This window comes from Ureaplasma miroungigenitalium, from assembly GCF_025780085.1.
In the GTDB taxonomy this organism is placed as follows: Bacteria; Bacillota_I; Bacilli_A; order Mycoplasmatales; family Mycoplasmoidaceae; genus Ureaplasma; species Ureaplasma miroungigenitalium.
This window is the reverse complement of sequence record NZ_JAOXHL010000009.1, coordinates 1-777: the sequence shown is the minus strand read 5'-3', so window position 1 is coordinate 777 and position 777 is coordinate 1. Positions and strand designations below refer to the sequence as shown.

The window sequence follows — 777 nt, the reverse complement described above, 5'->3', positions numbered from 1 at the left end:
TATCGTTTTCATTATTGGTTATCAAGGTAAAAGTTCTATTTCCACCATCTTCTCTATTTAATTCCAAAACAGCGTGAGCAGTTGTTCCTGAACCTGCAAAGAAATCCAGAATACGGGCATTTTTGTTATTTAAAATATTAACAATTAATTTTATTAATGATAGAGGTTTTATTGTCGTAAAATTTGTTTTCCCGCATATGCTTTCTAATTCCGATGTTCCATCTGATGATCACATACCTGAAATAATAGAATATGGAGTAACTAACTTATAATCGTTATTCTGCGTATAAATCTTTTTAGCAACTAAATGTTTATTATCGCCGTATGAAAACAATTTGTAATTACCTAATTTTATGTTTTCATTAATTTGTTTAATCTCATCTTTAGTTTTATATTGTTCCAGTTCTTCATAAAAAATATTTCTATGCTCATTATCAACTTTCTTTCCGAAGTTTTTTCTTAGAAAATCTTTTTCTCAATAATAAAAACCAGTGCTATCTTTTTCAATATTTTTAATATTAATCTTTTTAGGGAAAAATAATTTTTTCTTTAAATAATTCTTGTGTTTGCCATAACAAATTAAATATTCGTGGCCTTCATAAATATAAGTATTCAATCCACCACCAGACTTTTTTTGCCAAATAAAGTTTGTAACAAAATTCTCTTCACCAAAAATATCGTCCATTAACACTTTTAGATAAGCCTGTTCACTATCATCGATAGACACAAAAATAACTCCATCATCTTTGAGCAGTTCTTTAGCTAAAATTAATCTTT

At 27.2% G+C, this 777-nt stretch carries 1 protein-coding gene; it reads right to left on the bottom strand.

The features are described 5' to 3' along the window. A partial coding sequence (locus tag OF376_RS03165; RefSeq protein ID WP_263822067.1) for a DNA methyltransferase occupies positions 1–777 on the bottom strand: 777 nt, incomplete at both ends.